At 48.9% G+C, this 26437-nt stretch carries 25 protein-coding genes and 1 pseudogene; 11 read left to right on the forward strand and 15 right to left on the reverse strand.

Annotated features, from left to right (window positions below; genetic code table 11):
* The first annotated feature begins 25 nt into the window (after positions 1-25).
* Both VIS94_03135 and VIS94_03140 read left to right on the forward strand, forming a co-directional pair.
* Positions 26-1618, forward strand: a complete 1593-nt coding sequence (locus VIS94_03135) for an ATP-binding protein (GenBank protein ID HEY9160064.1) — start codon at positions 26-28, stop codon at positions 1616-1618.
* Between the two features lie 2 nt (positions 1619-1620).
* Entirely contained in the window at positions 1621-3006 is a 1386-nt protein-coding gene (locus VIS94_03140) for a sigma-54 dependent transcriptional regulator (GenBank protein ID HEY9160065.1), read from the forward strand.
* 82 nt (positions 3007-3088) lie between these two features.
* Here the strand turns inward: VIS94_03140 and VIS94_03145 are convergent, their stop codons facing one another.
* The 3 genes from VIS94_03145 to VIS94_03155 are packed head-to-tail and all read right to left on the reverse strand — an operon-like array spanning position 3089 to position 4595.
* Positions 3089-4120 (reverse strand): GNAT family N-acetyltransferase, encoded by a 1032-nt coding sequence (locus VIS94_03145; protein HEY9160066.1) that lies wholly within the window; start codon positions 4118-4120, stop codon positions 3089-3091.
* A 54-nt stretch (positions 4121-4174) separates the two neighbouring features.
* Positions 4175-4381, reverse strand: coding sequence for a hypothetical protein (locus VIS94_03150; protein HEY9160067.1), 207 nt, complete (start codon positions 4379-4381; stop codon positions 4175-4177).
* A 31-nt stretch (positions 4382-4412) separates the two neighbouring features.
* The gene (locus VIS94_03155; protein ID HEY9160068.1) at positions 4413-4595 is read right to left on the reverse strand and encodes a hypothetical protein; all 183 of its coding nucleotides are present in this window, start codon (positions 4593-4595) and stop codon (positions 4413-4415) included.
* Positions 4596-4733: 138 nt separating this feature from the next.
* Here VIS94_03155 and VIS94_03160 point away from each other — a divergent pair, with 138 nt between their 5' ends.
* The 5 genes from VIS94_03160 (at position 4734) to VIS94_03180 (ending at position 12776) form a co-directional block, all read left to right on the forward strand.
* On the forward strand, positions 4734-6569 hold the full coding sequence (locus VIS94_03160) for an ABC transporter ATP-binding protein (GenBank protein HEY9160069.1): 1836 nt from the start codon (positions 4734-4736) through the stop codon (positions 6567-6569).
* Positions 6520-7782, forward strand: coding sequence for a nucleotidyltransferase family protein (locus VIS94_03165; protein ID HEY9160070.1), 1263 nt, complete (start codon positions 6520-6522; stop codon positions 7780-7782). Before VIS94_03160 ends, VIS94_03165 begins: the two co-directional genes overlap by 50 nt.
* Positions 7783-7911: 129 nt before the next feature.
* A complete protein-coding gene (gene carA, locus VIS94_03170) occupies positions 7912-9042 on the forward strand; it encodes a glutamine-hydrolyzing carbamoyl-phosphate synthase small subunit (GenBank protein ID HEY9160071.1) in 1131 nt (376 codons plus the stop codon).
* Positions 9043-12252: a carbamoyl-phosphate synthase large subunit gene (carB, locus tag VIS94_03175; protein HEY9160072.1), complete on the forward strand. Its 3210-nt coding sequence runs from the start codon at positions 9043-9045 to the stop codon at positions 12250-12252.
* A complete protein-coding gene (locus VIS94_03180; protein ID HEY9160073.1) occupies positions 12252-12776 on the forward strand; it encodes an NUDIX domain-containing protein in 525 nt (174 codons plus the stop codon). The genes carB and VIS94_03180 overlap by 1 nt, the downstream gene beginning before the upstream one ends.
* Positions 12777-12813: 37 nt before the next feature.
* On the opposite strand, the gene VIS94_03185 is transcribed toward VIS94_03180, so the two are convergent.
* The 8 genes from VIS94_03185 to VIS94_03220 form a co-directional block, all read right to left on the reverse strand.
* The gene (locus tag VIS94_03185) at positions 12814-13896 is read right to left on the reverse strand and encodes a hypothetical protein (GenBank protein HEY9160074.1); all 1083 of its coding nucleotides are present in this window, start codon (positions 13894-13896) and stop codon (positions 12814-12816) included.
* 66 nt (positions 13897-13962) lie between these two features.
* Positions 13963-14709 (reverse strand): hypothetical protein, encoded by a 747-nt coding sequence (locus VIS94_03190; GenBank protein HEY9160075.1) that lies wholly within the window; start codon positions 14707-14709, stop codon positions 13963-13965.
* Between the two features lie 18 nt (positions 14710-14727).
* Positions 14728-14922 carry a hypothetical protein gene (locus tag VIS94_03195; protein ID HEY9160076.1) on the reverse strand — a complete coding sequence of 65 codons (195 nt, stop codon included), beginning with the start codon at positions 14920-14922 and terminating at the stop codon, positions 14728-14730.
* Between the two features lie 63 nt (positions 14923-14985).
* Positions 14986-16470 (reverse strand): serine hydrolase domain-containing protein, encoded by a 1485-nt coding sequence (locus VIS94_03200; protein ID HEY9160077.1) that lies wholly within the window; start codon positions 16468-16470, stop codon positions 14986-14988.
* Between the two features lie 138 nt (positions 16471-16608).
* Positions 16609-16770 carry a hypothetical protein gene (locus tag VIS94_03205; GenBank protein ID HEY9160078.1) on the reverse strand — a complete coding sequence of 54 codons (162 nt, stop codon included), beginning with the start codon at positions 16768-16770 and terminating at the stop codon, positions 16609-16611.
* A gap of 112 nt (positions 16771-16882) precedes the next feature.
* Positions 16883-18055 (reverse strand): hypothetical protein, encoded by a 1173-nt coding sequence (locus VIS94_03210; GenBank protein ID HEY9160079.1) that lies wholly within the window; start codon positions 18053-18055, stop codon positions 16883-16885.
* 80 nt (positions 18056-18135) lie between these two features.
* Positions 18136-19416, reverse strand: coding sequence for a hypothetical protein (locus VIS94_03215; GenBank protein HEY9160080.1), 1281 nt, complete (start codon positions 19414-19416; stop codon positions 18136-18138).
* Between the two features lie 37 nt (positions 19417-19453).
* The gene (locus VIS94_03220) at positions 19454-21295 is read right to left on the reverse strand and encodes a carcinine hydrolase/isopenicillin-N N-acyltransferase family protein (GenBank protein ID HEY9160081.1); all 1842 of its coding nucleotides are present in this window, start codon (positions 21293-21295) and stop codon (positions 19454-19456) included.
* Positions 21296-21999: 704 nt separating this feature from the next.
* Here VIS94_03220 and aroF point away from each other — a divergent pair.
* From aroF to moaC, 4 genes are read left to right on the forward strand one after another with little or no spacing between them, the layout of a single operon-like run.
* A complete protein-coding gene (aroF, locus tag VIS94_03225) occupies positions 22000-22881 on the forward strand; it encodes a 3-deoxy-7-phosphoheptulonate synthase (GenBank protein ID HEY9160082.1) in 882 nt (293 codons plus the stop codon).
* 53 nt (positions 22882-22934) lie between these two features.
* Positions 22935-23456: a hypothetical protein gene (locus tag VIS94_03230; GenBank protein ID HEY9160083.1), complete on the forward strand. Its 522-nt coding sequence runs from the start codon at positions 22935-22937 to the stop codon at positions 23454-23456.
* Complete coding sequence (locus tag VIS94_03235) at positions 23443-23724, forward strand: zinc ribbon domain-containing protein (GenBank protein HEY9160084.1); 282 nt, start codon at positions 23443-23445, stop codon at positions 23722-23724. Before VIS94_03230 ends, VIS94_03235 begins: the two co-directional genes overlap by 14 nt.
* Before the next feature lie 10 nt (positions 23725-23734).
* Complete coding sequence (gene moaC / locus VIS94_03240) at positions 23735-24208, forward strand: cyclic pyranopterin monophosphate synthase MoaC (protein ID HEY9160085.1); 474 nt, start codon at positions 23735-23737, stop codon at positions 24206-24208.
* Between the two features lie 44 nt (positions 24209-24252).
* Here moaC and VIS94_03245 read toward each other — a convergent pair whose 3' ends face one another.
* From VIS94_03245 to VIS94_03260, 4 genes and pseudogenes are all read right to left on the reverse strand, one after another.
* Positions 24253-24813: a rubrerythrin gene (locus VIS94_03245; protein ID HEY9160086.1), complete on the reverse strand. Its 561-nt coding sequence runs from the start codon at positions 24811-24813 to the stop codon at positions 24253-24255.
* Positions 24814-24892: 79 nt separating this feature from the next.
* Entirely contained in the window at positions 24893-25435 is a 543-nt protein-coding gene (locus tag VIS94_03250) for a hemerythrin domain-containing protein (GenBank protein ID HEY9160087.1), read from the reverse strand.
* On the reverse strand, positions 25432-25800 hold the full coding sequence (locus VIS94_03255; GenBank protein HEY9160088.1) for a hypothetical protein: 369 nt from the start codon (positions 25798-25800) through the stop codon (positions 25432-25434). The genes VIS94_03250 and VIS94_03255 overlap by 4 nt, the downstream gene beginning before the upstream one ends.
* 108 nt (positions 25801-25908) lie before the next feature.
* Positions 25909-26316, reverse strand: a pseudogene (locus VIS94_03260) (NYN domain-containing protein).
* Positions 26317-26437 lie beyond the last annotated feature (121 nt).

A 26437-nucleotide genomic window follows, 5' to 3' on the forward strand; every position in this document is an offset into this window, starting at 1 on the left:
ACATAAATATGCCGGAGAGTTCCCCTTGAAGCCTTTGTTCAAACGCCTTGCCTCGGCTATCATCAAGAAGTTTCCCATCGAACGGCTGATTCCGACCTGGAAAGGGAATTTTCTTGTTGTAGGGATCATCGTTGCCGTTGTCCTGGGCTATTCCCTCTGGCAGGTCAACCGTGCACAGCGTGTCTTCATCTCACAGGTAAAAATCGACGCCCAGATCATCATTGAAGCCATCAAGCTCAATGCAAACAACGCGATCATATCAGAGACCGTCATCGACGAGGTTGTGCAGTCATTCCTTGACAATTCGGCCCGCTTCATAGATTTCCTCGATTCCATTGAACCTTTTTCAGTCTCCGAACTATCGGCATTCTGCCGCCAGTCCAACCTTGAATGGGCCGTCATTTATCGCCCGAACGGATTTATGACAAGGGGCCAGGGCCAGGATGTAACAGACGGCAATAATCAGCCGAAGATTCAGTCAAAAACATACACATTCAAACGTCAGAGGCTTCCCGGAACAATTACCGTCGGATTCTCTTCCCCTCACATCGATACCCTGAAGCGCCAGGTGGACCTTCAGCAGACCCTTGAACGGCTCCAGAAACTGCCAGGCATCGCATATATCCGGATTGAAAACACCCCGTTTCAAGACTCCGGTCACAAGTCCGGCGTCATTCTCCATGATAATAATCGAATCGCTGAAACACGCCTGAGCTTTAACCGCGACAAAACTCTTGTGGTCGGTATTTCTGCAGCCCCTTATTACAATGAACGCGATCGTCTGTGGACACAGTTCTTTTTCTTCGCCATCCTTGCAGGCTGCATCGGCGCGCTGGTCTCATGGCTTCTATATTATTATCAGACCGCCACTCTCAATCAGGCGCTGAGTTTCGAACGCAGACTGGCCCGGCAGCAGGAGGATGCCGCACTGGGACAGGCTTCGGCAACAATAACACATGAATTGCGCAACCCACTGAGCGCCATCAGCATGGGACTGCAGCGTTTGGATATCGAGGCCGGAGAATTGACAAGTGAACACAAGGACCTTGTCAATACCATGCTCAGGGCCCTGCAGCGGACCAACGGGATCATCAGCAACCTGAGCCGCTACACCAGTTCCTTCAAACTACAGTTTCAGCAGGTCGATATAAAGTCAGCCATCAGCAGGCTCCTCACACTCTACGATGGTATGATAAGCTCCCAGGGCATCGAGGTAACGTTCAATTCCTGCACCGATGCCACTATACCCGGCGATCAGCACCTTCTGGAGGAGATGCTTGAGAACCTGATTAAAAATGCCATCGAGGCACAGCAGCATGGCGGGTACATCAATATTGATGTGACCCGCCGCGGTGAAATGCTGGCCATCGAGTTGAAGAATCAGGGCCTTGAAGCAGTCAATGAAAATATCGACCGGATTTTTGAAGCCTACTTTACCACCAAGGCAACCGGTTCCGGACTGGGGCTTGCTATTGCCAAGCGGATTATAGAAGCCCATGGCGGGAGCATTGACGGCCACAGTCCTCACAAAGGTGAGTTGCATCTTCAAATCTTGCTGCCTTTGAGCCATGTTCGTGAAGGACATGATGCAGGAAGCACAGGTATCCATGATGAATGACAATGTCTTTGGTCCACGGTAAAATAGATAAAAATATAAAGAACAGGAACGGTATGCGCATACTGATAGTCGATGATGAAGAAATGCAGCGCGGACTTCTGGAGGGTTTTCTCTCCAGGCAGGGATATGATGTTATAACGGCCGCCAACGGGCATGAAGCACTTGCGCGATTTCAGGAGCTGCCCATTCAGCTTGTGCTGCTCGATCACCGCATGCCGGACATTAACGGCGACGAGGTTTTAAGGCGGATGAAAGCCATCAACCCGATCTTTGCATGCATCATGATCACTGCTTTCGGAACGGTACAGACAGCCGTGGAGGTTATGAAGCTCGGGGCCGTTGATTTTCTGGAGAAACCGGTCGACCTCAAGGCGCTGCTGGAAAAAGTCCGGCTGACGGAAAATCAGATGAACATCATGGCAGACGCCGAATACGTGAACAGCACGATTAAGCAATCCGATCTGCCTTTCCCTGTCGTGGCCGGAGCTCCCGCCATGCAGGAGGTGTTGTCTCTGGCACAACGCGTTGCAGCAACACCATGGCCGATACTCATCTATGGCGAGACAGGAACCGGCAAGGAAGTCATCACCCGTCTGATTCACATGATGAGCCCGCGACGTGACGCGCCTCTGGTGGAAGTCAACTGTGCGGCTGTACCAGAAAATCTCTTCGAATCAGAACTTTTCGGCCATGAAAAGGGGGCCTTTACCGGCGCTACAGCCAGCAGGCAGGGGCGTTTTGAACAGGCCCACGGCGGTACGCTCTTTCTTGATGAAATAAGTGAACTTTCGCTCAACCTGCAGGCCAAACTCCTGCGTGTACTCCAGGAGAACAAGATTAACCGCGTCGGCGGATCGCGCACCATACCGGTCGATGTGCGCGTCCTTGCTGCGACCAACAGGGACCTCACGGCAATGATAGCAGAAGGGACTTTCCGTGATGACCTCTTTTACAGAATCAATGTGCTGACCATACCCCTGCCCCCCTTGAGGGAACGCAAACAGGATATCCCAGCCCTGGCAAAACTTTTTATCGAACTCTACAGCCCGCAGCCTCTCGAATTCGATAACGATGCCATGAATATGCTCATGAAATATGACTTCCCGGGCAATGTCCGGGAGCTTGAGCATATCATCAAGCGCCTGGCTGTACTGAGCCGTTCCTCTGTCATACGAACATCCGACCTGCCCGAAGAGGTGCGCATTCCTAAAGCACAGGGTTCCGGTTTCCTGAACAGCCGTTTGTCCTCAGTAGAGAGCGACCTGATCCTGCAGGCCCTCGAACGCCATGACTGGGTGCAGACTCGCGCGGCAGAAGCTCTGGGCATCAGCGAGCGGGTGCTTCGCTATAAGATTGAAAAGCTCGGGATAAAGAAACGATCCCGCTGATGACAGCTGTGTATTCATTGCTGCTCATGTCGTACTGTCTCAAATGACCAGACAAAGATCTGGAACTGATATATCTAAGAAGTCATATCAAATCTTTTTTCATGACTATCCTTCTGAGCCCGGTATGCCGCTGTTCAGAAGAAAACAAAGGTTCAAGAGCTTTGACCTCGGTACGCACAAAACCAAGCTTGCCGTAAAGATTTATGGCACGTCTGTTATCCTCATAGACAACAAGGTAGAGCTCTTTTGCACCCATCTCGACAGCCTTTTCAATACCTCGCTTAACCAGCTTTTCGCCAATACCTGTTCCACGGTATAAACTCCATACGTTAAGAGAAAAAAGCCAGAACCCCACCCATGGAAAATGCTCTTCGGGATGATACACAAACTGTATGAATCCAATCACTTTACCTGATCGCCTGGCTATCCAGTTTGTTACATCAGGATTATAAGGCTGCCTGCGATATAGATCATATGGATTCAGGCGGTTGTGTACGGCTTCCATATCGCTTTCACTGGCCTCTTCGATGACGATTTGATGCGACAGCCTCCTTCCAAATCTTCGATAGAACGGAAAACCCTGCAGAAAAATCAGAACACGACCTGCGGCGCGTCGCGGCAGAAAATAGAGACGCTTAAGCCGTAAGAGAAAATCGTCTCTGTTCAATATGGATATCAGGATACCGGAGAAACCAAGGCCGAGACGAACATTCCGGCCATAACGTTCTATTTTCGTCACATATCCGAGTATATTTTCCGGCATGATTGTCCCGTCCGTCTGAGAACAGTTGTCTCCGCGGATCAGAAAACCGGAACGGGCTCTGGAAATAACTCGATGGACTGCAAGTCTTCCCGTTTCAGGCTTCACAAAAGCGACCACATCCCCGGGTGAAAGTTTCCTGCCGTTTACAGGAGAAATTGTAAGCACATCTCCGTCCCTTATAAACGGGTACATGCTGAACCCGCGCACCATCGTACGCAAAGAAACCCCTCGTTCCATCATTCCTGTAAGCAGTTCGAGCTGGCCCGTATTGGATAAATGAAGTTCTTCGCCTGTAGATACATAATCCGAAGATAGGCTTTGCTGGCTGGACTGAAGCGTATGAGTCTTCATTTATTTAAATAAAACACAGTCTTTTATAATCTCTTGACATCCTGATTAATGCACTCAAGATAACTGGAGGGCATTGCATATATTCGGACAGGGATTGTATCCTCCAAAGGCGTAACATCCTCCCCAATAGTCATTGGCCGACACGGTATAAATCGGTCCGTTTTTACATCCGGTCAAAACCGCCTCCTCAGGCATGTTCCGTACAAGTACGACCAAATCCGGCCTTATCCAAGCCTTTTTATTTCCTTCTTTTTCACCCATTTTCCATTACCTCCGGATAATATTTATCTTTTCAGCTTTGAACAGGATCACTGCACAGAGTAGTGCATCCGGGTGCATCTGAATGGCAGCCGTCCTTGTGCGACAAAAAGCTCGTTATCGATCCTCCGCCTTTGCACCCGTTCAAAACAGCCTCTTCAACCTGATGTCTAACCAGGACAATCAGCTCAGGTTTTTTCCATTGCGCTTTCTTCATAACAATCCTCGCATATTAAGAGACACGTCCTTATAAACTCAGGCTTACAGAATTTATACAAGGATGGCAATACAGCGAAACAATCATGGTCATAAAAACAGGTTGTATCAAATTGATTGTAATGAGATAGTTTTCTTTGTGGATGAAAATATATTTAAAAATCCGAAAGAGATCTGGGACAATATAAGTTTACTGACAAGGAATCTTTTAAAGGCAATCGGCCTTGTCTGGGACATTGCCCGGAAATGGACAATATTGTGGGCATGCCTTCTTGTCGTTCAGGGCATTCTTCCGGTTGCAACCGTGTATCTTACAAAGGCATTCATAAACAGCCTGACCATAACCGTTTCAGGGGGAGGAACAGGCGTCTCGAAAACAATATCCCTGGCCCTTATGTTTATTATTATTTATCTTGCAAACAGTATAGCCGGATTTGCCCAGAAGCTGGTAAAGATAAAGCAGTCTGAAATCATACAGGACTCCATGACAAACAGGATCCATGAAAAGGCCCTCGAAATGGACATGGCCTTTTTCGAATCCCCTGAATCTTTCGACAAGCTCTACAGGGCGCAGATCGATGCCAAGAACATGCCGCAGACACTGCTGGACAATCTGGGCATGCTGGCTCAAAGCTGCATTACCCTTTTTGCAATGGCGGGTATTCTTTTTTCCTTCGGAGTCCTGCTGCCAGTCCTTCTGTTTCTGGGCACAATTCCGGCACTGTTCATAATGGGATACTACTCCAGAAAGATGAACAACTGGAGAATAAAGAGAACACCCGAATCCAGGATGGCCAGTTACTATGATCATATGATCACCCATAGGAACTCCGCACAGGAAATAAGGCTTTACGGCCTGGGTAACAGTTTCCGGAAAAGCTATCAGGACTTGAGGGCCGTATTGAGGAACGAAAAAATCTCCCTTACGAAAGAACAGGCCATAGCCGAATTCGCTGCGCAGATCTTCGGTATGGCAGTGATCGGGGTTGCTGTTGTATGGATACTTTTAAGGGCCGCACACGGTAAAGCAAACCTGGGAGAAGTCGCAATGCTCTATCAGGCTTTCAACCAGGGACAGAATCTTATGCGCAACGTCCTGGGCAATGTAGGTACCATATACAGGAACAGCATGTTCGTTGATGACCTCTTCCTGTTCTTCAGTATTGAACCCAAGGTTAAGAACCCTGATAATCCAGTGGATGCCCCGCCATCACTGGGAGACGGCATCATATTCGATAAGGTAACCTTCAGATATCCCTGCGGCGCCGATGATGTAATAAAGGATTTCAGCCTGAAAATACCCGCAGGCCTGACAACCGCCATCGTGGGACCGAATGGTGCGGGCAAGAGCACACTCACCAGGCTCATATGCAGGTTCTATGACCCTGAAAGAGGCAGGATACTCCTGGACGGCGTCGATGTGAGGGACATCGACCTGAAAAGGCACCGGGGCAGGATAAGCATGCTCTTTCAGGAGCCGGTCCATTTCAATGCAAGCGCTTTCGACAACATAGCATATGGAAGCATCGAGTCATCACCGGGCATCGACGATGTGAAGAAGGCGGCCGCTTCGTCCGGTGCTGATGCACCCATTTCCAGACTTCCCAAAGGCTATGAAACCGTCCTTGGCAAGTGGTTCGGGGGTTCTGACCTGAGTATGGGCGAATGGCAGAGGGTTGCCCTGGCAAGGGCATTTTTGAGAAAGTCGACCATACTGTTGCTCGACGAGCCTACAAGCTCGATGGATTCATGGGCCGAGAATGACTGGATCAGAAAATTCAAAGGTCTTGCCATTGGCAAGACCTCACTCATAATAACGCACAGATTCACCACGGCCATGCAGGCGGATATAATTCATGTGATGGATAAGGGCGTCATCATTGAATCCGGAACTCATGAGGAACTGATCAGAAAAGGCGGCATGTATGCCAGGTCATGGAATGAGCAGACAAAAGAATACGACCATACCATCTGACGCGCTGAAAGAGCGTTATGGCAATGACGGCAATCTGCTGAAGATTTATCTTGATATCTGCAGATGCCTTTCGGGCAGATGTGAAGAAGCGGACTGGAAAGAATATTCAGATGCGGATTGGCAGTTGTTTGAAAGGCTCGTACTGGAAGAAGGTGTCGCAGCACTGATAAACAGCAAAAAATCAGATCTGAAGCCGTTGATTGACCGGATACCACTTGAGTCATGGCTAAAATTCAGCACCATGAGAGTCCGCATCAGATATACAAATGAGATGCGCTACAAAGAGCTTTCCGGGAACGTGTTCCCCGCTGTACTGCCTCAATTCCAGCCTGTAATAATGCTCAAGGGAAGCGCACTTGCACTTGCGCTCTATGAAGACATCTCTCTCAGGGACATGTGCGATACCGATCTGCTTGTCAGACAAGAGTTCCTGGATCAGGCCTCTGATATGCTGAAAGAAGCCGGATACCGCATTTTCATTGAATCCATAACCCATCTGAGACCTGTTTCCTCAACTCTTATCGAAGACAAGCACCTGAGCCTGAAAAAACAGGGGGCAAAAGGCCAGCTCATAGAGCTTCACTGGAGACTCGTCAACCTGTATCACAAGAAAGATTTCGACCTCGACAGCTGGTTCTTTGAACATATTATGCCGATAGAGGATGACGGGACATTCAAAAACGTCTCTGGACTTTATATGCTTTCACATACAGCCGCTCTTGCTCACCAGGTGCTTCATATATACTTCTGCCACAATATTGCCGCTTCAAGCCTGTTCCACTTTTATGAAACATATTTCATGGCTCAGAAATGGAGGGACCTTATCGACTGGGATGAGTTGTCGTATATCTTTGATAAACTGGGTCTTGGAGAAATCCTCCTTCTTGCATCAGACATGTCCGAAGAACTTTTCGGCGCTGCCCTGCCATTAAGAGTTCCGGCCGGTTCAGATTCGAACACATTCATACTGAAACTCAGGTCTCAGCCCATGAAGACATCAGCCGCAAAAACCCTTTACATAATCAAGGAGCTTCCCTTCAGAGAAAAACTCAAGTTTGTCCTTGAAGCAGTATTCCCGCCCCCTGAATATATGAAAAAACGCTATATAAACAAAAAACGGGTAAGTCTTCCTTTTCTTTACCTTCGAAGGTTTTCAGACGGCCTTAAAGATTTTCCAAAATTTGTCAGGGCCCTGCGGGCGAAACGGTCATAAACAAATCACAATGATACAGATTCAAAATTAGTATCAAAAAACAGCTTAATATTGTTGACAAAAGGTACACCGCCCGATTAAACAGAAATCTCAAAAATCCCTTCCGCGGATTTTATTGAGGAGGAAAAATTGCCTCTCTTCAGGACTGACCCGCCGGCCCTGCTCATGCTCGAGGATGGCAGCGTATACAATGGATATGCCTTTGCAGGCAGCGGTGAGGTATTCGGCGAAGTCGTCTTCAACACCGGAATGACAGGATATCAGGAGGTTCTCACCGACCCCTCATATAAAGGGCAGATACTTGTGATGACCTATCCTCTGATCGGCAACTATGGAATAAACCGCGATGATATGGAATCCGATGCAATCCACATGGAAGGTTTCGCAGTCCGGGAATATGAAAATCTCCCGAGCAATTTCCGTTCGGAAAAGACCCTTAAAAAATTCCTCGAAGAATACGGCAAGCCCGGGCTGGATGATGTCGATATAAGGGCTATAACCAAAAAGCTCCGCACGGCCGGCGCCATGAAGGGTGTCATCTCAACTGATATCCATGATACGGACAAGCTTTTCGAAAGGCTCAGTTCCTATCCTGGCCTTGTCGGTCAGGACATGGTCAGGCATGTAACAGGCAGGGAGGCATACCTGTGGAACAACGGCGCAAAAAAAACCATATCGGAGGCAGGGCCCAGAGGCAGTAAAAAGCGTGTTGTAGTTCTGGACTGCGGGGTAAAATACAACATACTCAGGCATCTTGAAAGGCATGACTGCCAGGTTATCGTGGTTCCATCCACAACCTCCTCTTCTGACATCCTGAATTGGGAGCCTGACGGCGTCATGCTTTCAAACGGCCCCGGAGACCCGGAACCTCTGGAATATATAATCGACACGGTCAGGAATCTTCTCGGAAAATTACCTGTTTTCGGGATATGTCTGGGACACCAGCTCATGGGTATTGCAGCGGGCGGCAAGACATCAAAACTCAAGTTCGGCCATCACGGCGTAAACCAGCCTGTCAAAAATCTTCGAACCGGCCGCGTTGAAATCACCTCACAGAACCACGGCTTTGTCGTTGTTGCCGAAACCCTGCCCGATGATGCAGTTGTCACGCACATAAACCTCAACGACAATTCTCTCGAAGGTCTGGCATACCCGAAAAAGAAGGCCTTCAGCGTGCAGTACCACCCCGAGGCCGCACCCGGGCCCTTTGACGCAGACTATCTTTTCAGGGATTTCATGGCGCTCATGGAGGATAAATAGATGCCAAGACGCACTGATATAAAGAAGATCCTCATTATAGGCGCCGGGCCGATAGTAATAAGCCAGGCCTGTGAATTCGACTATTCAGGCTCGCAGGCATGCAAGGCACTCAGGGAGGAAGGATACGAGGTAATCCTCATAAACTCCAATCCCGCGACAATCATGACAGACCCCGACATGTCGGACAGGACATACATCGAACCCGTAACGGCTGAAGCCGTTGCAAAGATAATCGAAAAGGAAAGGCCCGATGCCCTGCTCCCGACTTTAGGCGGCCAGACAGGCCTCAACACCGCCGTTGAAGTGGCTGAAATGGGTGTGCTTGAAAAATTCGGCGTAGAGATGATCGGGGCATCGCTCGATGTAATTCACAAGGCCGAGGACAGGGAAAAATTCCGGGACGCCATGAGGAACATAGGCCTCAGGGTTCCCAGGAGCGGCTTTGCAAGGAATATGGATGAGGTATTCAGCGTCGCCGCCGGAATCGGATTTCCGATAATCATCAGACCGTCGTTTACACTGGGGGGCATCGGCGGCGGTGTGGCATACAATACCGAAGATCTTGCAGTTCAGGCAAAAATGGGTCTCGATGCAAGCATGATAAGCGAAATCATGCTCGAGGAATCAGTCATAGGATGGAAGGAATTCGAACTCGAGGTCATGCGTGACAAGGCGGATAACGTTGTCATCATCTGCTCGATTGAAAATCTTGATCCCATGGGTGTTCATACGGGCGATTCAATAACCGTTGCACCCGCTCAGACGCTTACCGACATAGAATATCAGCGCATGAGGGATGCAGCCATTAAGATCATGCGCGAAATCGGCGTCGAGACCGGCGGTTCGAATGTCCAGTTTGCGGTAAACCCGAAGGACGGCGAACTCGTCGTCATCGAAATGAACCCCAGGGTCTCCCGCTCTTCCGCGCTCGCATCGAAAGCGACGGGGTTTCCTATTGCCAGGATAGCGGCGAAACTGGCATGTGGGTACACTCTAGATGAGATCCCGAATGACATCACAAAAGAAACATACGCGTCATTTGAACCAACAATAGATTACTGTGTTGTCAAATTCCCGCGATGGACATTTGAAAAATTCCCTGAAACCGACGACCTTCTGACAACATCCATGAAGTCAGTGGGCGAGACGATGGCCATAGGACGAACTTATAAGGAAGCGCTCCAGAAGGCTGTCCGCTCGCTTGAAACAGGAAGGTTCGGACTCGGTTCGCTTACTGTCGAGAAGACCCCTGCAAACAAGAAAGCCCTTATGGGCCTTCTTTCGACTCCTAATTCCAAGAGGCTTTTTGCAATTGCCGAGGCCATGCGGTTCGGTATGGACGACGAATCCATAAACCGTTTGACAGGCATAGACCCGTGGTTCCTTACGCAGATGAGGAACATTGTCGATGCGGAAGAGGAATTGAAGAATCAAAAACCTGATATGGCCGTTCTCAAGGCCGCGAAGCGCATGGGATTTTCAGACAGGAGACTGGCAGAAATATGGGGGATGAAAGAGCTGGAAATCAGGCAGCTTAGATATGACAACGGAATCGAACCTGTCTACAAGCTTGTCGATACGTGCGCCGCGGAATTCGAGGCGTACACCCCGTATTACTATTCTTCCTATGAAACGGAATGTGAAGCAAAACCAAGCGAAAATAAGAAGATAGTTATCCTGGGTGGAGGCCCCAACCGTATCGGACAGGGCATAGAATTCGATTATTGCTGCACGCATGCCTCTTTTGCCCTCAGAGAGATGGGATACGAGAGCATCATGGTGAATTCTAACCCTGAAACCGTGAGCACCGACTACGACATATCGGACAAGCTCTTTTTCGAGCCGCTCACGCATGAAGATGTCCTGCATATAATAAGAAAGGAAAATCCTCTCGGCATAATCGTGCAGTTTGGCGGGCAGACGCCTTTAAATCTTGCAAAAGGTCTTGCCGCTGCTGGCGTTAAAATCCTGGGCACTTCGCCCGAATCAATCGACAGGGCCGAGGACAGGGAACTCTTTAATGAAATCGTTAAAAAGCTTGGGCTCACTCAGCCGGACAGCGACATCGCGTTCAACACTGAAAAGGCGGTCGAAGCAGCCGAACGCATCGGCTACCCTGTGCTGGTCAGGCCGTCATATGTCCTTGGCGGGCGCCTGATGGAAATCATCTATGACACAAAAACGCTTGAGGACTTCATGACAAGGGTTTTCGAGGCATTCCCCGATAATGCGATCCTCATCGATAAATTCCTTGAAGACGCCGTCGAGGTTGATGTCGATGCTATCAGCGACGGTAAAATGACAGTCATAGGCGGAATAATGGAACACATCGAGGAGGCGGGGATTCATTCCGGCGACAGCGCATGCGTGCTGCCCCCCGTTACAATATCTCCCTCGCTTATAGAAAGGATCAGAAACCAGACAAAAATGATAGCAGCAGAACTTAATGTCGTTGGGCTCATGAATATCCAGTTTGCGATAAAAGACGACGTCCTTTATGTACTTGAGGTAAACCCCCGTGCTTCAAGAACAGCGCCGTTCGTTAGCAAGGCTATCGGCAGGCCGCTCGCACAACTGGCGACAAAGGTCATGCTGGGTAAAACTCTTCCCGAACTGGGGTTCACCGAGCAGGTCTGGCCCGGGCACATATCGGTCAAGGAATCGGTTTTCCCGTTTTCCCGCTTTCCTAATGCAAACGTAGTCCTCGGTCCCGAGATGCGCTCAACCGGCGAGGTAATGGGCATAGATTCCTCGTTCGGCCTTGCCTTTGCCAAGGCGCAGATGGCTACAGGCTTCAAGCTTCCGGTTTCAGGAAGCGTTTTTATCAGTGTGCACGACGCCCACAAGGGACGTGTTATCGATATTGCAAAGCGCTTCTCGGAACTTGGGTTCACTATTCTTGCCACACGCGGAACCGCGTCTCAGCTCATCCTGAACGGCATCCCCGCATCCATGGTAAACAAGGTCAGCGAAGGCAGGCCGAATATTGTGGATCACATAAAGAACGGCTGGGTCCAGCTGATAATCAATACAAGCATAGGCAGAAGGCCTTCGGCAGACGCCATAAACATACGCCAGAGCGCCATCAGATATAACATTCCCTATACGACGACACTCGAGGCATCCCGGGCTATAGCAGAGGCCATCATGGCCCTCAAGTCTGGCAAATGGGATGTGAACCCACTCCAGGAATTCTACAGGAAACTCTGATGCCGGAAAGAGATACTTATCCGGAGAGGATATTGAAGTTCTGTCCCAGGTGCTCGGGGCCTTTCGTACCTCAGAATGACTTTTCTTTTATTTGCAGTGACTGCGGCCTTCACTTTTTCAGCAACGCCTGCGCAGCGGTCTGCGCACTTATATTCGATGACAGCGGCAGGCTGCTGCTCACCAGGAGAGCGAAGGAGCCGAAGAAAGGCATGCTCGACCTGCCCGGCGGATTCGTTGACCCGCTGGAGAGCATAGAGGACGCGGTGAGGCGAGAGATAAGGGAAGAGCTGGGCGTCGATGTGACTGGCATGAGATACCTCTGCTCCTTCCCCAACCGCTACGTCTATTCAGGTCTCACGTATTTCACCATTGACCTGGCGTTCATCTGCAGTATCGACGACATCACGAAGATAAAGTCTGCCGACGACGTAGAGGACGCGATCTTCTTCGAGCCGGACAAGATCGATCTGGACCTGATAGCCTTTGAGTCGATCAGGAACATCATAAAAACGATCGTGAAGTAAAAAGGGCGGGTACTGTCGCCGCCCTTTCCCATCAGCGTCAAGGACCGGTGTAGTCCTTGTTGTTTTTGATGTATACGGTCCCCCCGATGCCTCCCCTTGAAAGTACCTGGTCCTGGAGCTGTACCGCCAGGGAGGTGCAAAGCAACGGGTTGTCGGTTATTTCAAAATCTCCATCAACTTTCTGCAGGTCTGTCATTCCCAAGGCTGTCAAGGCTGCATTGCTCCAAATTCTCAAGTTCCCGCTGACTGAGGCTATGCCCTGCAGGCCGGACAGACTTGATAAGGCGGCATTGTCTTGAATATTCAGATCCCTGCCGACCGATGTTAAACCATCAAGGCCGGAAAGATCCGTCAATGAGTTATCACCCAGGATTTCCAGGTCCCTGCCGATCGACTTGATGTTCTGAAGGCCGGAAAGGCTTTTTAAGGCTTCATTATTCTCGATATAAAGGTCTCCGCCGATCGATGTGATATTACGCAGACCGGACAGGCTGGTCATGAGGGTTTTTTTATAGCCTCCGTTAATACAAAGGGACCTGCCTATCGATGTCAGACTGTCAAGGCCTTCGAGGCTTTTGACTTTGCCGCGAACAACCAGCGAGCCGGCAATGGCTGTATAATCTTTCAGCAACTCGACATCCCGACTTTCCTCGATGTAATAGTTGCCCTGCCAGACGGGTGCCGTGTTCTGCAGCACCCTGATGTCCCAGGATGTTGAATTTATCAATACCCAACTCCAATATGGTTCGCAGTTTCCCTGGGGACAAAAAACAGGAACGATATACTTGTACGACCAGTAATCACAGGTTATCCTGATCCTGTTCGTCTTCTCGCCTTCCGGATCGGCTGTGAACTCAAATATGTTCTCGCCGGAAAGCACGCTTACTTCATTGACATATTCAAGCTCGCTGTAGGATTCACTGTCCATTCTCCCGACCGACCACACGCATTTGGTCATGGAAGAATTTACGGGCCCTTTCACCTCGAACAGCTTTGTCTCGCCAGGCCTCATCTCAATGATCGCAAGCGGATTCGGCGATGAAGAAATTATGCACCCCGACAAGCTGGCAGCAATGACCATTCCAGCCAGCAGGTAGATTAGAAACATCCGGCTTTTCATTATCTCCTCCTCTTTCATCAGATTTCTATTTTTTCAGTTTCAGGTCTTTTCTAGCGCGCTTCCGCCTCACGGCGCCGTGCAGTCTTTGTTGTCATTAATCGCTACGCTGTAGCCGATGCCATCTCTTGCAGCCACCTGTTCCCTCAGACCTTTGGCCAGAGAGACATCGAGCCGAGGATTGTAGTTTATCCAAAGGCTCCCGCCGACCCTCTTCAGCTTTGTCATTCCCAGCCCGGCCAGTGATACGTTGTCGTACACATTCAGGTCGCCATCAATTGAGGTAATGTTCCCTATCCCTCTCAGGCTCTCAAGGGCGCTGTTGCCGCTTATGTAAGCGCTCCCGCCAATAGACGTCAATCCGCTCAGGCCGGCCATGCTTGAGAGGGCCGGGTTCTGCCAGACATCGAGGTTCCCTCCCAGCGAGGTCAGGCCTTCAAGGCCTTCGAATTCCTTGAGGTTCTTGTTGTAAAGGACTCCGAGGTCGCCGCCGACCGAGACTAGATTTTCCAGCCCCTTCAGGCTTTCAATGTTGACGCCTATCTTAAGCGAGCCCGTTACCTCGGTGTATCCGTTCATGAGCTGGACGTCGATGGAGTCATCCAGATAGCAGTTTCCCCGCCATACTGGGGCAGATTCGTGGAGTACCCTTATCTTCCAGGAGCGAACATCTATCAGGACCCATTCCCAGTGGTATGGGACATCGGAGCTGTTGAAGCGGTATTCGTAAAGGCCGCACGTGATGACCAGCCTGTTGCTCTGCTCGCTCTCAGGACTGAGTTTGAAGACGAACTGGTCCTTGCCTTCCGAGACCATTTCATTGCATCCGCCCATTCAGTTGATCGACCATACGCATTTCGAGTTGACAGTGTTGATCCTCATGCCGTCGACCTTGAAGAGCACCTGCCTTCCGTGACATACCTCCATGATCTTCTTTGTGCTCGGAAATGCCGAGACAAGTCGGCCTTCAAGGCCGTCCGTCCTCACTACCCCGAATCCATCATTGAAAATCAGTCTCTCCTTTTGCATCGCATCCCCCTGTTTCATCTTTTCTCCAACTTGCTTTCCCTGCCTAGTTGCATTTTCCTTTCCTTATTCTCCATAGTAAGGCTCGCAGGCCTTCACGGTCTTTCCGCCCCAGTAAGCCGCATGATAGCGCCTGAGCGTTTGGCCGTAGCCTGATGTCAGCATGAATGCGTCGAACACCTCGCGGATGAGGTTCTCCCCTGTGCCGCATCCCAGCCTGTCCGCCACCGGGTCGGCCGTGTTCGCGAATATGACTATTGCGTTGCCGTGCGCCGGGTCGAGAATGATGCGGCTTGCCCACCCCATGTGCACCCCGCGGAAGATGTAGACATCAAAGCCTTCACTTGTCGGGAATCTCTCGGGGTCGTAATAGGATAGCCTGTTGTTGTCGCAGAAGATGTACCGGCCCTCTGGCGTTCCCGGCCTTATGCCGTCTTGCATCATGCGCATAGCGAAGGCCGCGTAATCTTCGACCGTGCTGAAAAGCCCGCCGCTGGCCTTGTTTACGAATAGCCTCAGCCCTGCTTCTCTGTTCAGTTCACGGTCGGTGTAGGATTTGTAATTCCGGGAAAGCCAAAGGCCCTCTTCCCTGCCATGCCTTTTTTCCAGGTATCCGGCGGGGTCATAGTCGAACGTGCTGCGGTGCATGTTCAGTTCTTTCTCCATGACATCCTGCATGTATGCGTCAAAGTCCTTGGGACTGGCCTTCTGCTCGATCAGCATCTGCAGCAGCCCGTAATTGCCGCTGGAATATGTAAATTTTCCGACGAGGTCTTTCCTGAAAACCATCCTGCCGGCAAAGGCAGTGTTGTTATGTCCGTCGAGTTCCCGGCAGAGGCTGGGGAGCCTTTTCCCACAGGCATTTTCCGGGCCGTAGAGCCAGGCCGGCCAGCCGGAAGGATAAAGGCTATTCCAGCCGCTCATAATGAGGCCAGCCTTGTGCTGTATGACCGCATTAAGTGTGAAGCCCTGTCCTCTGGTCGGATAGGCAGAGCCTTTCCACGGGTTCCACTCACATCCGTCAAGGTCGAGACTATTCGGCGACTCAAAAGGGCTTCGGGATATATCGATGCCCAGTTCGGCCTGATTGTGGATAAGCGCCCATGCAACGATCAGCTTCGTCAGCGATGCCACGCCAAAAAGCGTGGTCCTGGCATCGACTGCATGCCAGTTCCCGTCAGGGTCGCACCCGGCCGTGCCGCTCTGAATCAGCCGCGGCGCAGGGGCCGAGGCGTCCCCTGCATGAACGCCCTCGACCATTGCGACCGCAACACCTGCCACCCTGTATCTGGCGCGTAGCGTATCGAGGCCCACCTCGAGCCTGTCACCGAGATCCTTCATATTGGCTGGCACTCCACCTTTCAGCAGGACATGCTCGCCTTTCATGTATATCGGGCTGGGCCTTTCCCCAGAGCCCGCATGCACTGGGATGCTCGCGGCAAAGAATGCGATGCACAGGAAAAACATTTTCATCAGGGCCAGGGCTTTGCACTCACCACACCGCGCCCTGAAGCTGTGCATCTTCACATCCATGGCCGCATCATGCCGCATACCGACCTCAGTTCATCTTCCCGTCAGGGCCTACCTTGAGTCTTACATTCCTCATGAATGCCTCCTTTTCTATCCCATTTCATCTGTTTCCCGATCACCGGAAAAGCCGACATCTCAAAACTGCAAAAGCAATCGGGCTCAATCTCTTCCCATTGAGACCATAATGGATGCCAGGTCAGCCGGTGTCAATCCGTACAGCCCATAAAAACCGATGATCGGCATTTTTTCTTTCTGCCGCGGTTCGCACATTGCGAACATTCTCACATTAAGGACATATCCAGCATTATCATGGAATATCATCCAATAATCTCCAGGGCACACCCCCTGCAATGTACAGATTGAAACCTCCATTGTCTAAGCAGGCATTTCTCTCTCATATAATTATGCAAATCATATATCTGCTGGGTGTCAGCTACAAAGGAGCGGTGCATTCCTTATTGTTTTTTATAGATACCGTTCCGCCGATGCCTCCTCTTGAAAGTACCTGGTCCCGGAGTTCCTTTGCCAATGATGCGCAAAGCTTGGGATTGTAAGATATTGAAAAATCCGAACCAACATTTTGCAGGGCAGCCATCCCAAGAGTAGTCAGGACATCATTGTACGAAATCATCAGATCTCCACCTACCGATGTGATGTTTTCGAGACCCCTCAGGCTTGTCAGGTTTTGATGAAAATCTCTAATAATCAGGTCTCCGCCTACCGATGTGACGTTTCCAAGTGCGGCAAGGCTTGCCAAGGCAGGGTTATAATAAATAGTCAAGTCTCCGCCGATTGATGTGATGTTTTCAAGGCCTGTCAGGCTTGTCAACGCTCGATTATCCCTAATATACAATTCACCGCCGACTGATGTGATATTTTCAAGGCCTGTCAGGTTTGTCAAAGCAGAGTTATAATAAAAACTGATGTCTCCCCCGAGCGACGTTATGTTTCCAAGTGCTGCAAGACTTGTCAGGGCGGGATTATCATAAAACCACATGCTTCCCCCGACCGATGTGATATTCTCAAGCCCGGCAAGGGTTGTCAGGGACTCATTACCTGAAAAGGACAGGTCTCCGCCGATCGATGAAAGGTTTTCGAGGCCGGACATGTATTTTAGATCACTTCCTATTATTCTAAGATTACCGGTAATGTCAGTATATCCATTCAAATTCTCTATGTCAGCGCTGGTTTCTATATAGTAGTCACCATCCCATACAGGCGCGGTGTCCCTGGGAATGCGGATGCTCCATTCTCTATAGTCAACGGGTACCCATGTCCAGGCCCAGTAATATCCCTGGTCCGTATAAAGCAGTATGGAATAAGTAGCAACTATTCTTACCCTGTTTGACTTTTCTCCTCCCGGATTGACAGTGAAAACAAAGCTGTTTGTCCCATACTCCCAAGAAGGGTCGTCATCACCCCTGTCAATATACCATTCACACAGCGATATAGGCGACAGGCCATAGACCTTGAAGACCTTTGTCTCTCCTGGTCTCATAACGATTTCCTGATTCGTGTCAGGCGAAGCGGAGACGATGCACCCGGCAAGCCCCACAATCAGCGCCACTTCAGACAACCCCAGTACGATAAATCTGCTTATCTTCATTCATTCCTCCTTTTATAAATCCATCTTCAAATCCGGCTCTGGGGGCTTGGCCCCGGAGCCGGTGCTAAGGTTATATAGACTCAAGGCGTGGTGCAGATCTTGTTGCCGCTGATTGTTATGACCCCGCCTATTCCGCCTCCTGCAAGTACCTGGTTCATAAGCTCCTCGGCAAGCAATGTGCATAGCATGGGGTTGTCAGTTATTTCATAATCTCCGCCAACTCTCTCCAGGCCTGCAATCCCCAAAACCGTCAAGGAGTCATTTCCACTTATCGACAAGTCATCACCGACCGATTTCAGGTTATCAAGAGCGGACAGGTTCGTTAAGGCGTCATTAACCCAAATAATCAGTCTTCCGCCAACCGATATCAGGTTATCGAGTCCGTAAAGGCTGGTCAAAGCATCATTGTGTCTAATATCCAGGGTTCCTACAATGGATGTGATGTTTTCAAGACCGTCAAGACTGGTCAAGGATTCATTACACCAAATAGACAGGTATCCACCAACCGATGTGATGTTCTCAAGGCCGTCAAGGCTTGTCAGGACGGGATTGCCACCATAATACAATTCACCGATTATAAGGTTTCTATTTACCGAAGTGAGGTTCTCAAGCCCGGACAGGTTTATTAAGGCATCATTACCAGAAATACTTATGCTTCCTCCAATCGATGTCATGTTCTCAAGTGCAGACAGGCTCGTTAATGCGGTATTACCAACAATCTTCAAATCTCTACCAATCGAAGAGACATTTTCGAGCCCTGCCAGGCTCTTCAGCAATTCATTGTTCACTATCTTCAGATCACCGCCTATCGTGGTCAGTTTGTCAAGATCTTGAAGGTTTTCGATATATGCAGCGATTATTAAAGATCCTGTCACAGTGGTGTATCCCCTCAGAGACTTAAGATCAGAGATATAATAAATATAATAATCACCTGATATCACTGTAGAGCTGTTCGGGTTTGTCTTCACCTCCCATGTTCTGGAGTCGACTGTCTTCCATGTCCATATGATGTTGAAACAAGTGACATCATCGCAATAAAATTCCGGTTGATAGGTTTGATACTCGCAGGTAACAGTATTGCTCTTATTGGACATCCAGGTATCGGTATCAAAACTTAATTCATACTCATTCTTCCCTCTGCTGACTTCTTCATTCAGTGTTGAATGATTACTGATGGACCAGACACATTTACTGGTTGGTGTATTCACCGGCCCATCAACCTTAAAGAGAACCTTATCTCCCGGCTTCATTTCGATAACTTGATTCGGGTTCGGCGAGGCTGAAATGATCTTGCACCCTGACAATCCAAACGCCAAAACCAACCAGACCAATCCGATGACAATCAATCCGCCTCTTTTCATTTTTTCCTCCTCTAAATTTACTCAGCAATGCCGTCTCTCATTCGCCGTGCTCCGTAGAGTGCAGCCATTCAGCGAATGGCTTGAGGTCAAGCCTGACCCAGCTGTCATCAACGCCTTTTGCCCAGTCGCCGTAATAGCCGAAGAGCGCCTTTACGGTTCGGGCCCTGTTGTCTATGATCGCATGGTGCCCCTCTACAGGGCCGCCAATCTTGTAGCGCTTGAGGTTGTCGATATTCCGGTTTGGGTTCATGAAATCGATTATCTCGCGGGCTTTTTCATAATCGATATTCCCATAGTCATTGCCGATCATTTCTACCATCTTGTTGTAGCGGAACACGGTCGTCTTTATCTTGCCCTTGATGAGGATCATGCCAGGGTTGTAGGTGGTGAAGACCATGCGCGGGATGACATAGTTGTTGGCCGTAACCACGACATCCGGCCAGGATTCCATCTGGTCCGGAAAGTAGAGCAGGTAATTCATTTCATCGCCGTTCATGTAGCCGATACTGATATTCTTAAATTCATCCGGATATATCCATGATTGATCCCTGATGAGCATGCCCCTGTCAGGAAGAGGCTCATCTTTGAGCTTGTTTATTAGTGGCCAGAGAAGCACCTGGTTCCAGACAGGCATAACGTACGGTCCGGTATAGGGAGGATCACTGCGGCCCTCTTCAACCACCAGGCCATTCATATATGTAACGCTTCGGTCATCGTCGGCTATAACATACAGCCAGGATACTCCGCGATCCATTGCCTTCATTCGCGCTACAGCCTCGTCCAGACTGGCGCTATTTTGCATTATGTCGCGGAATACGAAAAGCGAGCCCATGCCTGGAGTCGAACGCGTGCATGCACCCCGCACTACGTCCACCCCCATCGAAAGACCATCGTCGTTGACAGCGGTAGGATGGCCGACGTACCCTGGTGTGCTCACGGCAATGAAAGGGTGCCCCTCTTCGGGAAGATAGACCGCCATGCAGGCTACATCCTGGTATATGTCGCCGGTGACGAACATGAAATCCCTGCCGTGATAAACCTCGCCGCCAACAGTTGAGTTTCCTGACACTACAAATTCATTGCAGCCCATTATGTAAGGATCGGCATTCGGGAATATGATGCGGCCGCCGGAGATGCTGACACTCTCATCGAGGCGCTTGAGTGCCACCGTCTGTTTCTGAGAGGTGAGCTTTGCCCTGAGTCCATTTAGAATATCAGCAAATTTCTGTGTCATTGGCATTACACCTGTGGAGAGTATTGCATACATAGCGTCAAAGCCCTCGTTCATAAGCATTACATCGCGGGCGTCCACCTTGTAACCATGTGCGGTTGCGCCGTCTTCCATGCCGGCCATCTCATCCTCAAGATAATCGAGGATAACAGGCCTGGCTTCTTCACAGAGTATACGGACCTGGCCTTTCAAAAAGTTATATAGTTCAGGGAAATCCTCGCTTTTGATTCCGGTCAGTGCCTCAGCGGCCTTATCTATGAAGGCCCCGGTCATCTGCTGGGTCCCAGCCGGCAAGAGATAGCCCATCTGATAACCCATGCAGTATGAGCTGCCTCTGAGGACCAGGCAGTATTTTGGCAGCAGTCCAACATGCTGGCCCGAGGCGTTGGTCCCCTCCGAGTAAGCCCCGTCGAAGGCAGCCAGGTAGCCTGTATAGGTGTTTCCACTGACACGGTCGGTGCATTTAACACTATCGAGCAGCGTCAGACCCTGCGCTGTCAGCATTTCCGGAATGTTTAATTGAGACTGCAGGACCTGATGATTTTCGTTTATGCTGCCGTTGTCGGAATTCTGGCCTATGCCGGACTGCCGCCCGCAGCCTGCCAGACCTACACAGATAAACAATAATACTGTCAGGCTCCTTTTCATAACAACCTCACTCAACTTTCTATTTTTATGCTTTCAAACAGGACCGGTGGAATTCATCTGGCAATCATGTTTTCTATTTCGAATCCCCGTTATCGTAAAGACTTTATTACCCGGAAAATCCAAGAAACATAGTTGTCAAAAGAATCTCCTGGATCTTCACTTTTGTATTTTTCATATGCCTCCTCTCATATTTCTGGCGGCCTCAATCAGACTGTTCCGGGCCGGTATCTCAGATCATCAGGCCTTTAAACCTGCTATTTGCAGGCTGAACGGCATGACATTAAAATATAAAACAATAGACCTCCTTTTTTAAAAAATTATCCCATTTCAATTATTTTCATAATGATAGATCACTTTGCCAATGTCAATTGCAGTATTCACCTAAAGCTGAACTTTTTATTTTTCTCGACTGAGCAGGTTCGCAATTTGCGAATACCAATGACGGTGCTAATAATTCACCGATTAAAAAAACATCCCTATTGCCCATAAACCGAATATAAGATATAATGATTACATGATGAACATTACAGCAAACAGGTTCTTTAGCTTTTATTTCTGGTATTTTATCCAGGAGCCGCCTGTGCGCTGAGGTGTTCCTCAAACAAGAACACAAAGGCCGCGGGAGGCTCAAACCCCCGCGGCCTTTTCTATTTCAGGCCATCAACAGGGGGGAATGGGTCAGGCGGCAAAAAAATGGAGGCCGTATGATTCTACCCTTGAGGAAGGAACCACCAGGAAACAATCTGCCACCTCAGACTGTTCAGAGACGTCCCTACAAACTCGCCGCGATAGAGAGCAGGAGCAAAACAACGCAGGTGGAGCTCGGTTTCGGAGTAACTGTAGGAAGCAAAAAAATCGTGATAATGGCCGGGCCCTGCGCCGTTGAGTCGCCTGACCAGATCGATGAAGTCTGCAAATCGATTAAAACAAGCGGCGCTCATGTCCTGAGAGGAGGAGCATTCAAACCCAGGACCTCACCTTATGCGTTCCAGGGACTCGAAGAGGAAGGTCTCAAGCTTCTCTCATCCGCGAGAAACAGATATATGACCCCAGTCGTGACCGAAGTGATGGATATCGAGCATATAGGCATGGTTTCGGAATATGCCGACTGCCTGCAGATAGGGGCAAGAAACATCCAGAATTTTGCGCTCCTGAAAGAAGTGGGCAAGGCAAAAAAGCCGGTTCTTATAAAGCGCGGCCTTGCAACGACCATCGAAGAGCTTCTTATGTCAGCCGAGTATGTGCTCGCAGGCGGGAATGATCAGGTGATCCTCTGCGAGCGCGGAATTCGGACATTCGAAACAGCAACCCGTAACACTCTTGACCTTAGCGCCATACCAGTGCTCAAGGAAAGGACTCATCTGCCGGTAATTGTCGATCCCTCGCATGCAACCGGACATGCAAGATATGTCGGGCCGATGGCATATGCTGCAATTGCTGCAGGCGCAGATGGTCTTATGATTGAGATACATCCCGACCCTGACAAGGCGCTTTCGGACGGCCCGCAATCCCTTCGTCCCGCTGAGTTCGAGACACTGATGAAAGGGATCAGGCAAATGGCAAAGGTCATGGGCAGGGGTATCTGAAGGATGAATTATGCATCTTGATTTCACAGCCGTGAGGCTTTAATATTAGGTACATGGCTCACTTCAATCCATTCCATAAAAGTGTGCTGAGGGCAGGCTCCGACATAGCCGATAGTATCCTCATGCGTAATACCAGAACTGACTTCAAGAACAGGTATGATGTATCCACACTGGCCGACGGTTCAGACAATAAAGGCCTGTATGATTCATTCGCAAGACTTATGTCATGTGAGGTGAACGGCAGGATCATACACTACAGGATATGCCTCAATGATGAAGACATCATGGAATTTCTCCGGCACAATTCCGAAATTGATATGCTCACTTTCATCGTATTTGTCATGACTCATGAACTTGTTCATATTCACAGGTTTTCTATGGGCGAAGCCGATTTTGACAAAGTTGATCAGGATGAGGAGATCATCGTGGATAACCTGACGCGTCTGTTTCTGGCAAAATATCCGCCTGCCGGCAGGGAAAGGGTTTTCAGGCTACTTGACAAACTTACACCACCGCCACTATATAATCATCGCACAATATTTGAAACAGGAGGTCGTTTCAATGCCTATCTATGAGTACAAATGCTTGAAGTGCAGCAATGATTTCGAGGCAATGCAGAAGTTCTCTGATGCCCCGATTTCAAAATGCCCCAGCTGCGGAGGCAGAGTGAAAAAAAAGATGTCAAACACTTCGTTTCAGCTCAAGGGTTCAGGCTGGTACATGACAGATTATGCAAAAAAAGGCACAAGAAGCCCTTCAACCGAAACAAGCGATACGAAGGACAGCACACCGGCCACTGCTTCAGACGATGTGAAATCTTCAACATCCACCGGTACGGAATAGGTAATCAAATTTGCCGCTTTCTCACATAAACAAAGAAGGCGACATCAATATGGTGGATGTCGGGAATAAAGTCCCGACAAAACGTATTGCAGCAGCCCGCGGCAAAATCTCAATGAGCAGAGAAGCCTTTGAGGCCATAACATCAGGTACGGTCTCCAAGGGAAATGTACTGGCAACTGCAAAAATCGCAGGCATTATGGCGGCGAAAAATACATCATCGACAATACCGCTGTGCCACCCCCTGCAGATTGAAAAGGTATCAATAGATTTTTACCCTGACGAGAAAACCTGCTCTTTCGAAGCCGAGGCCATAGTAAGTGTTTCAGGAAAGACAGGCGTAGAAATGGAAGCGATACACTCAGTCAGCATAGCGCTCATTACAATATATGACATGGCCAAGGCAGTCGATAAATCCATGACAATCAGCGATATCCGGCTGATGGAAAAATCCGGCGGCAAGAGCGGAAATTACAAACGACGCTGAACTTATCAAACAGTAATTACTGTCAGAATAAAATTTGAGAAGAACTACCCGCCGAGTCTGGCTGAAAACAATTTAGACCCGATATGCCCCAGCACGATCTGGCATCCAAGGCAAAGGATAAGCAGTATTATAACTGCGGCAGCGGCATTTGCCTGAAAACCGAAGAGGAATACGATCACTGCAATAGCGCAGGTTATCACGAAGAAAAGGCCTGCGAAAATCATCTTTGTTTTCAGAGCCGGCGTAGTCAATTTTTTAAATCGTACTTTCGCGTCAATCAGACCTGTCAGGATAGCAGGCAAAGAAAATACAGGCAGAAGAAGAGACAGCACTCTGGCACTAATAAGGAAGTTTCTGCCAAAGATTTGCCCTAGAATAATGCCCAAAATGATAAATGGTATCAGAACGACAACAAAAGCCTGGGGAAAATGAACAGCGATGGGATGCATGTGAAGATTAAGAATAAAGGCCCTTTTCGGGGAGATATTCTCCTTGTAGGGTTCAAAAACCGTTTTCGGTAATCCGCAGGCAGGGCAGACATCTTTCAGCTTGTCCCCACCAATGATATATCCGCAGGCCCTGCATCTCAACAAAGTGCGTTCCATAATTATTCCTGAATAAAAAAAACCCGGTTTTGGAATGAAGTCTATACCCTTCACTCAGATTTACCGTATGCCGCAGTCATTATGGATTTACAACTGATTTTTCAACAGCATCGGCTACCTTATTATATTTCTCATGTATCATGTTCCTGTCGAACTCATAAAACCCGGAAAGCATGGCATCCTGTTCATCTTTTGAAAAATATTCCATTACCGGAAAGAAAAAGTGCTTGTCCTCTTTTTCTATATGTCCGGGATAAAATTCCGTAAGCGTTTTGAGACAATCAGTCATTTCAGTAAGCGACCCTGCATTGCCATTTAAAAAGTCTTCTTTGGCCTTGACCAGCCTGCCGACTGTTTTTCTTGCAAAGACATGCTCTTCTATTAATTCATTCATGATGCGTTCATGTTCGGCCGACAGGGGCTTCTTTTTCATGTCCCTGAAAAGGATGTCCTCTTCTTTTCCGTGATGCGTACGGTCTGCATAAATCCGTATGAAATCAACGATCGTATCAACCAGAACCGGATCAAAACCTGAATCGATTCGTGCAGTCATTTTCTCAACGGAACGAAGCATACGCTCAATCAGCCTGTGTTCCCACATTAATGGTCCGATCGGCTTCATTTTACAACCATCTTGACTGTTTTGCTTCCATACATATTGCAGGTCGCCGTTACTTCAAACTCATCACCAATTCCGGCAGGGATTTTATAAGTATATGTAAAAGTTTTTTTATCGGGCTGATTTTTATAGGTATTTGCACTTATCATCTGACCGTTCTTTTTTATCTCTACTGTCTTGATGTAATGTATGCCAGGCACAAATGAAGCATGTGTAATTGTTGCTGTCAATGTCTGGGTCGAAATATCATATGAAAGCTGAATGTCACTGGGCGGGGTAGCATTGGCCGGAACCGGCAGTACAGATGAGAAACCCACGGCAAGGACTGTCAAGATAATTATTCCGAAAGTTTTATAAACATATGTCATTGGAACCTCTCCTTTCTGATCAAGTCTTTTTTTATTTTAAAATATGAAGCCCGGAAATATTGAACAATCAGGTAGATACTTATATCAGACTTCCAAATACCTGAAAAATCAAATTAAAAGCAATCTTTCATCAATGGGTACAAACCTTGATGCAGAGTTTATAAGTGAAACCGCTGTGAGCTTTGGCACCCCATACACCTCAACAGCAGAATTGTAGTCCTGCCTTATCTTCCCGACGAGCAGGTCGAAATCTCCGTCGCCTGATGCCAGGACAGTTACGTCCGCCTCTTTTGCATATTCAACCACGTCAAGCGTAATGCCCACATCCCAGTCGCCTTTGGCCGAACCGTCGCTTCGCTGTATGAAAGGTTTCAGCTTTACTTCAAATCCGATTCCCCTCAATATGTTGTGAAACTGTTTGTGTTTCTCATCACCCCTGGCTATGGCATAGGCAATGGCCTTGACGACTTTTCTGTTTGAAGTAACCTCGGCCCAGAAGGCATTATAGTCAAAATGAGCGTTATAGGCATTGACCTTCCCCCAATTATTAAGCCACCTTTAAAGCGAGTGTCTGGTTATTTAGCATATTTTTCTGGTTCATGAAATACTCATACGGGGCACAGTTCCCTAGGGAACT

The sequence above is a fragment of the Desulfomonilia bacterium genome (assembly GCA_036567785.1).
Taxonomy (GTDB): Bacteria; Desulfobacterota; Desulfomonilia; order UBA1062; family UBA1062; genus DATCTV01.

What these genes read in the sequence shown, in the direction of transcription:
- VIS94_03140 (HEY9160065.1), top strand. Translation starts at nt 1,621, where the DNA reads ATGTCTTTGGTCCACGGTAAAATAGATAAAAATATAAAGAACAGGAAC.
- VIS94_03145 (HEY9160066.1), bottom strand. Translation starts at nt 4,120, where the DNA reads ATGAAGACTCATACGCTTCAGTCCAGCCAGCAAAGCCTATCTTCGGAT.
- VIS94_03150 (HEY9160067.1), bottom strand. Translation starts at nt 4,381, where the DNA reads ATGGGTGAAAAAGAAGGAAATAAAAAGGCTTGGATAAGGCCGGATTTG.
- VIS94_03155 (HEY9160068.1), bottom strand. Translation starts at nt 4,595, where the DNA reads ATGAAGAAAGCGCAATGGAAAAAACCTGAGCTGATTGTCCTGGTTAGA.
- VIS94_03165 (HEY9160070.1), top strand. Translation starts at nt 6,520, where the DNA reads ATGCCAGGTCATGGAATGAGCAGACAAAAGAATACGACCATACCATCT.
- carB (HEY9160072.1), top strand. Translation starts at nt 9,043, where the DNA reads ATGCCAAGACGCACTGATATAAAGAAGATCCTCATTATAGGCGCCGGG.
- VIS94_03180 (HEY9160073.1), top strand. Translation starts at nt 12,252, where the DNA reads ATGCCGGAAAGAGATACTTATCCGGAGAGGATATTGAAGTTCTGTCCC.
- VIS94_03185 (HEY9160074.1), bottom strand. Translation starts at nt 13,896, where the DNA reads ATGAAAAGCCGGATGTTTCTAATCTACCTGCTGGCTGGAATGGTCATT.
- VIS94_03190 (HEY9160075.1), bottom strand. Translation starts at nt 14,709, where the DNA reads ATGGTCTCGGAAGGCAAGGACCAGTTCGTCTTCAAACTCAGTCCTGAG.
- VIS94_03195 (HEY9160076.1), bottom strand. Translation starts at nt 14,922, where the DNA reads ATGCAAAAGGAGAGACTGATTTTCAATGATGGATTCGGGGTAGTGAGG.
- VIS94_03200 (HEY9160077.1), bottom strand. Translation starts at nt 16,470, where the DNA reads ATGCGGCATGATGCGGCCATGGATGTGAAGATGCACAGCTTCAGGGCG.
- VIS94_03205 (HEY9160078.1), bottom strand. Translation starts at nt 16,770, where the DNA reads ATGATATTCCATGATAATGCTGGATATGTCCTTAATGTGAGAATGTTC.
- VIS94_03210 (HEY9160079.1), bottom strand. Translation starts at nt 18,055, where the DNA reads ATGAAGATAAGCAGATTTATCGTACTGGGGTTGTCTGAAGTGGCGCTG.
- VIS94_03215 (HEY9160080.1), bottom strand. Translation starts at nt 19,416, where the DNA reads ATGAAAAGAGGCGGATTGATTGTCATCGGATTGGTCTGGTTGGTTTTG.
- VIS94_03220 (HEY9160081.1), bottom strand. Translation starts at nt 21,295, where the DNA reads ATGAAAAGGAGCCTGACAGTATTATTGTTTATCTGTGTAGGTCTGGCA.
- aroF (HEY9160082.1), top strand. Translation starts at nt 22,000, where the DNA reads ATGATTCTACCCTTGAGGAAGGAACCACCAGGAAACAATCTGCCACCT.
- VIS94_03230 (HEY9160083.1), top strand. Translation starts at nt 22,935, where the DNA reads ATGGCTCACTTCAATCCATTCCATAAAAGTGTGCTGAGGGCAGGCTCC.
- VIS94_03235 (HEY9160084.1), top strand. Translation starts at nt 23,443, where the DNA reads ATGCCTATCTATGAGTACAAATGCTTGAAGTGCAGCAATGATTTCGAG.
- VIS94_03245 (HEY9160086.1), bottom strand. Translation starts at nt 24,813, where the DNA reads ATGGAACGCACTTTGTTGAGATGCAGGGCCTGCGGATATATCATTGGT.
- VIS94_03250 (HEY9160087.1), bottom strand. Translation starts at nt 25,435, where the DNA reads ATGAAGCCGATCGGACCATTAATGTGGGAACACAGGCTGATTGAGCGT.
- VIS94_03255 (HEY9160088.1), bottom strand. Translation starts at nt 25,800, where the DNA reads ATGACATATGTTTATAAAACTTTCGGAATAATTATCTTGACAGTCCTT.